This window comes from Prosthecobacter sp., from assembly GCF_044373815.1.
Taxonomy (GTDB): domain Bacteria; phylum Verrucomicrobiota; class Verrucomicrobiia; order Verrucomicrobiales; family Verrucomicrobiaceae; genus Prosthecobacter.
The window spans coordinates 1-5,581 of the sequence record NZ_JBIPNG010000441.1 but is presented as its reverse complement, the minus strand read 5'-3'; the positions used below and the strand labels follow the sequence as shown (position 1 = coordinate 5,581).

At 60.3% G+C, this 5,581-nt stretch carries 7 protein-coding genes; 5 read left to right on the top strand and 2 right to left on the bottom strand.

Annotated elements, in window-relative coordinates:
* Positions 1–1,458: proline--tRNA ligase (gene proS / locus ACIREA_RS25470; RefSeq protein ID WP_397385138.1), on the bottom strand; the 1,458-nt coding region annotated here is incomplete at its 3' end.
* Positions 1,459–1,587: 129 nt separating this feature from the next.
* Between proS and ACIREA_RS25465 the strand changes: the two genes are divergently transcribed.
* The 4 genes from ACIREA_RS25465 to ACIREA_RS25450 all read left to right on the top strand — a co-directional run bounded on the left by ACIREA_RS25465 (position 1,588) and on the right by ACIREA_RS25450 (position 4,393).
* Positions 1,588–1,824, top strand: coding sequence for an addiction module protein (locus tag ACIREA_RS25465; protein WP_397385137.1), 237 nt, complete (start codon positions 1,588–1,590; stop codon positions 1,822–1,824).
* Positions 1,825–1,839: 15 nt separating this feature from the next.
* On the top strand, positions 1,840–2,148 hold the full coding sequence (locus ACIREA_RS25460; RefSeq protein WP_397385136.1) for a type II toxin-antitoxin system RelE/ParE family toxin: 309 nt from the start codon (positions 1,840–1,842) through the stop codon (positions 2,146–2,148).
* A gap of 91 nt (positions 2,149–2,239) precedes the next feature.
* Positions 2,240–3,412: a PQQ-dependent sugar dehydrogenase gene (locus tag ACIREA_RS25455; RefSeq protein WP_397385135.1), complete on the top strand. Its 1,173-nt coding sequence runs from the start codon at positions 2,240–2,242 to the stop codon at positions 3,410–3,412.
* 48 nt (positions 3,413–3,460) lie between these two features.
* Positions 3,461–4,393, top strand: coding sequence for a GYF domain-containing protein (locus ACIREA_RS25450; protein ID WP_397385134.1), 933 nt, complete (start codon positions 3,461–3,463; stop codon positions 4,391–4,393).
* A gap of 31 nt (positions 4,394–4,424) precedes the next feature.
* Here the strand turns inward: ACIREA_RS25450 and ACIREA_RS25445 are convergent, their stop codons facing one another.
* Entirely contained in the window at positions 4,425–4,802 is a 378-nt protein-coding gene (locus ACIREA_RS25445) for a hypothetical protein (protein ID WP_397385133.1), read from the bottom strand.
* Positions 4,803–5,009: 207 nt separating this feature from the next.
* On the opposite strand from ACIREA_RS25445, the gene ACIREA_RS25440 reads away from it, so the two are divergent.
* Positions 5,010–5,581 (top strand): c-type cytochrome domain-containing protein (locus ACIREA_RS25440; RefSeq protein ID WP_397385132.1); only part of this gene is annotated, 572 nt, incomplete at its 3' end.

Genomic DNA, 5,581 nt, shown 5'->3' with positions numbered 1-5,581 from the left:
CTTGCCTTCCTCAGCAAACTGATCGCCGTGAGGGATGCAGCGAATGGTCACCTTCAGGTCTTTGCTGAGGGTGTCTTCATCGTCGCTGCTGCCGGCCCAGTGCATCATGGCGAAGCCGCCTTCGGAGTCTTCGGCAAAGAAGGCTTTGAACTCTTCGAGGGTTTCGAGCTTCTTCATGTTCGCGTCACGCAGTGAGGTGGCACGTGCGAGCAGCGCATCCTGAATCTCCTGTAGGCGCTCCGTCACAGACTGAATGAACTCTTCCTTGGGCACGAACTCCTTGGCCTTCGGTCCCTGATCGCGACGGCACACGGCCACGCTTCGGCTGGTGATGTCGCGAGGTCCCATTTCAAGACGCATCGGCACGCCCTTCTTGATCCATTCCCAGTTCTTCGCGCCGCCCTGGAGGTCGCGCTTGTCCACGTGCACGCGCAGCGGCTCACCGGCGAACATTTGCGTGCGCAGTGTCTGCGCCAGCGCTTCGCAGGCGGCGATGACTTCATCGCGCGTGTCAGCCTTCGGCGTGACGGGCAGGATAACGATCTGGTTCGGGGCCACGCGTGGTGGAATGATGACGCCGTCGTCATCGCCATGGGCCATGATGACCGTGCCGATCATGCGCGTGCTGACGCCCCAGCTCGTGGTGTGGGCCAGCTGACGTGTGTTGTCACGGCCGAGGAACTGGATGTTCGCGGCCTTGGCGAAGTTCTGACCGAGATAGTGCGACGTGCCGGCCTGGATGGCCTTCTTGTCCTGCACCATCGCTTCGACGGTGAAGGTCTGCACGGCACCGGGGAAACGCTCGCGCTCGGTCTTCTCGCCAGGAATCACGGGGATGGCGAGGTGGTCGCGCATGAAGTCTTCATACACTTTGTGCATGGTGCGTGTTTCCACGATGGCCTCCTCGGCGGTTTCATGGGCGGTGTGTCCTTCCTGCCAGAGGAACTCGGCGGTGCGCAGGAAGAGGCGTGGGCGCATCTCCCAGCGCATGACGTTGCACCACTGATTGATGAGCAGCGGCAGGTCGCGGTAGCTTTCCACCCAGCGGGCGAAGGCGGCGCCGATGATCGTTTCGGAAGTCGGGCGAATCACGAAGGGCTCGGCGAGTTCGCCGGTGGGGATCATCTTCGTGGTGCCGTCCGGCTGCTTCTGCACTTCCAGACGGTGATGCGTGACCACGGCGCACTCGGTGGCAAAGCCCTCGGCATGCTGCGCTTCCTTTTCGAGATAGCTCAGGGGGATCAGCAGCGGGAAGTAGGCGTTCACATGGCCGGTGGCCTTGAATTTCACATCGAGCTGGCGCTGGATGTTTTCCCACAGGCCGTAGCCCCACGGCTTGATCACCATGCAGCCGCGGACCTCGGAGTTCTCCGCCATGTCGGCGGCACGAACGACCTGCTGGTACCATTCGGGGAAATCTTGGGCGCGTGTGGGGGTGATGGCGGTGGCGTTGCTCATGGTAATTAGGGACGCGCAGGATAGAAGCATTCGGCGGGCGGTCAATGATCTGCTGGCCTGACATCGAGCACATGCAGGCGAGTCTGGAGAGCTCTTGACCGCGCATCTGTCTCCTGTTATCCTCATTTCATGACTGCCGCCTTTGAGACCGTCCTGCAAAACGCGCTGCTCCTGCCTGTGGAAGATCGCTCCCGCATGGCCGCTTGTCTCATTGAGAGTGTGGATGCCGCTGACGATGCTGAACTCAGCCCCGCATGGTGTGCCGAGATTGACCGCCGGATCGAAGCCGCACGCAGCGGCGCCAGCCGCCGCATCCCGCACGCGGAAGTCATGAGCGAGGCCCACCAATTGCTCGCGCAGCTATAACGCCGCAGCCCGCGAATGACTCCAATCACCTGGGATGACGAAGCGAAGTGTGAGCTGAACTGCTCCGCTCTTTACCTCGCCAAACGCGGCGGACGGGAGCTGGGTGAGCGCTTCCTCAAAGAGGTCGAGACCGCCGTCGCCGGGGCAGGCAATGATCCAGCTCGGCACCGGAAATTTCGTCGGGACGCCCGCAAGGTGCGCGTCGAGCGCTTCCCTTACCATGTCGTCTATTGGCATGACGAAGCTGACGGCAGCATTCACATCGTCGCCATCGCCCACACAAGTCGTGAACCCGATTACTGGCGCGAGCGGGTGCCTAATTAGGAAGAAGAGACTCTTACCAGCAGCTCTCCCCCGCAAAAAATCTTCATTGCCCTGCAAGACTCGGCCCGCATAGACTGACTATCTCGAACCTATGCGCTCCCTTCTATGTCTCGCCTTCCTCACTTCGGCTGCTTTTGCCGCCGACACCCACAAGCTGACCCGTGTTTATGAAAAGCTCCCCACGGAGCGCCCCATCGCGGTGGTGATCCCGGAGGATGGCAGTGGCCGTGAGTTTCTGGCGCTGCAGCGCGGGCAGATTTTGATCCTGCCGAAGGATGAGCAGGGCACAGAGGCCAAGACCTTCCTGGATCTCTCCCCGCGTGGCATGGAGGCGAAGGACGGCTTTTTTGAAGAAGGTCTCAACGGCCTGGCCTTCCACCCGAAGTTCAAGGACAACGGCCTCTTCTACCTCTGCTACACGCTGCAGAAGCCGAAGCGCCTTGTCATTACCGAGATGAAGGCCAATGGCGACAAGGCGGACGAAAGCACCGAGCGCTCGCTGCTGGAAATCCCGCTGGTGAACTGGAACCACCACGGCGGCAACATCCTCTTCGGCCCGGACGGTTTCCTCTACATCGGCGTGGGCGACAACTCGAAGCGCAACGGCGAACTGAAGATGTCCCAGCTCAATGCCACGCTCTACGGCAAGATCCTACGCATCGACGTCAACAGCCGCGAATACTCGAAAGCCTACGGCATTCCTGCCGACAATCCCTACGCCAGCGGTGTGAACGCCCTGCCGCAGATCTACGCGAACGGCATCCGTAATCCCTGGGGCCTGAGCTTTGACGCCAAAGGCCACCTCTGGTGCGCGGACGTGGGCCAGGACATCTGGGAAGAAATCAACTGGATCACCAATGGCGGCAACTACGGCTGGAACTTCCGCGAAGGCCCCGCCGCCTTCCCCCTGATGACCGACACACCGCCTGCAGACGCCAAGTTCATCGAGCCCGTCCACGCTTACAGCCACGCTGACGGCCTCAGCATCACCGGTGGCATCGTTTACACCGGCAAAGCCCTGCCTGAGCTGCAGGGAGCCTATGTCTACGGCGACTTCATCCTCGGCAAAGTCTGGGCCCTCAAGACCGATGACAGCGGCAAGGAGCAGAGCAATGCGCTGCTTTACACCAGCCCGCAGACACCTGCGACCGATCCCAAAAAGAAGCCCACCGTGCTGGTCAAACCGACCGCCTTCTGCGCCAACGCCGCCGGAGAAATGCTCGTGCTCGACTGGAACGGCGCGATCTACAAGCTGGGCAAGTAGTCTAGATCTTGCTTTTCGCCCGCAGCCGCGCCTAGGATTCGTTTTCCAATGGACGAATGGCATTATCTGCGCGGTGAAACTACCTTTGGCCCCATCAGCGGGGTCATGCTGCACAGCCTCATCAAGCGCGGGCGTTTGCAGGATGACACCCGCGTAAGGAGGGCAGGCGAGGCGGAGTGGAGCACCGTCGCACAGGTGCTCCCAAATCTGCCCACCATCCCGGACTCCCCGCCTCCGGAACAGTCCGCGAATGCCCTGCCCTTCGACTCCAGCCTGCCGGGGGCATCGGTCGTTTATGCGCCGCCCCAGTCAGCCGTGGCAGCGCTGCCTTCGACGGAACTGCCTGCAGCGCTTTGGTTTGGCATGATCTTCAGCAGCGCGGCTTTGCTGTTTGAAATCGCCTGCTGGACTTTGGTTTCGATTCAACAATTCCAATCTGCAAAACAGGGGTTCAGATGGATCCCCTCACTCCCCCGGTCTTTGATGGAAGGTTCTGCATTTGAGACCGCACTGCTCGCATCAGCCATCAGCATTGTCGCAACCGCCATATGGCAGGGCTGCGCCTTTGCTTCATTGAAGCGTTTGTACGGAGACATGGTCCGTCGCAGCGTCTGGTCAGGACTCTGGTGGTTCGTTCCCATTGCCAACCTGTTTAAGCCGCTGCTGTGTCTGCGGGACATGCGTCACCTCAGCCGAGCACGGCGCGACTATGTCGATGTCCAGGTGCCATGCGGTCCTTTGCTCATCACCATGGAGGCTCTGATTGTGGTTCGCGTCCCCATCACCATTTTCGAAGCGATGAACGTCAGCCCTCATGCTGCGGCCGGGGCTAACCTGGACTTGGCGCAGGCTTCGAACTTCGCCATCATCGCCCAGGCCATGACCCTGCTGGCCATTGTCATCCGTAATTTCCTCCAGCAAAGAACACTCTATGCCCACTGGAGGGATGACGAGTACTGGAAAATTGTGGACATCCACTGACAAGCCGGGACGATCCCCTGCCCTGCTCGGTCTAATGATCATGGAGCGGACGCCCGTCGATGAGATTGGCGATGTTGTTGGCGAGCATCAGCGTTGCGACCAGGGCAACCACCAGCCACAGCACCCCCAGCAGAATGGCCTCCACGCAAAACCCTCTGACGGAACGTGCAGGCTGGCACAGCAGCAGCCAGCTCAGGAAAGACAGCAAACCCACATACGCCAGCAGGAGAGGATAGTAGGAGATCAGCACCAGATCGCGCAGCCAGAGGGGATACCCGCCGGCATTCGTCCAGAAGTACGGTGTCTCCCGCAGCCAGACAAAAGGCAGCAAAAACCCGGCCTTCAAAAAGGCCGCGACGTAAAACAGCGGCTTGAAGAAGGTGATTGGCTGGCTCTCGTTTTTGATCATTCCCAGAAAGAAAGCACTCTCACAGGACTTGGAAACGGCCCAGTGATAAGGATGCGCCCCCCTCCACTCTAAGCATACCTTTAGCGCAGTCATCCCCGCCAGGAAGATTGAACGTCAGGATTGCCCTTCTTGACACATTTCTTGGCCACCGCCCCTCTGACGAAAGTCTTCACCCCCCACGTGCGTAATTCACCCCATCATCCATCTATGATGCCCAAAACCACCCTTTCGCTGACTTGCGCGGCCTTCGCCGCAGTGTCCCTTCATGCCCAGGACGCTGCCGAAAAAATCACCTATCAGGATCACATCCGCCCGCTGCTGGAGAACAAATGCTTCTCCTGCCATAATCCCGATAAAAAGAAGGGTGACCTCGATCTGACCAGCTTCGGCGCCCTTATGAACGGTGGCGGCGGCGGGTCCGTGGTCGATCCCGGCAATGTGGACAGTAGCCGCATCTGGAGCACCTGCGCCAAAAAGGAAGAGCCCTTCATGCCGCCGGAAGGCGCGCCGCTGGGGCCGAAGGATCTCGATCTCATCGCCTCATGGATCAAAGGCGGCATCCTCGACACCAAGTCGAGCATCGCCAAAAAATCCGCCAAGCCGAAGGTGGATATGGCCGTCAGCGTCACCAGCGGCAAGCCGGAAGGCCCCATCGCCAAACCGGAGCACGTGCTGCTGGAGCCCGTCATCGTCACCCAGCACACCACCGCCATCACGGCCATGGCCGCCAGCCCGTGGACTTCACTGATGGCACTGGCCGCGCCCAAGCAGATCCTTCT

What these genes read in the sequence shown, in the direction of transcription:
- ACIREA_RS25465 (WP_397385137.1), top strand. Translation starts at nt 1,588, where the DNA reads ATGACTGCCGCCTTTGAGACCGTCCTGCAAAACGCGCTGCTCCTGCCT.
- ACIREA_RS25460 (WP_397385136.1), top strand. Translation starts at nt 1,840, where the DNA reads ATGACTCCAATCACCTGGGATGACGAAGCGAAGTGTGAGCTGAACTGC.
- ACIREA_RS25455 (WP_397385135.1), top strand. Translation starts at nt 2,240, where the DNA reads ATGCGCTCCCTTCTATGTCTCGCCTTCCTCACTTCGGCTGCTTTTGCC.
- ACIREA_RS25450 (WP_397385134.1), top strand. Translation starts at nt 3,461, where the DNA reads ATGGACGAATGGCATTATCTGCGCGGTGAAACTACCTTTGGCCCCATC.
- ACIREA_RS25445 (WP_397385133.1), bottom strand. Translation starts at nt 4,802, where the DNA reads ATGATCAAAAACGAGAGCCAGCCAATCACCTTCTTCAAGCCGCTGTTT.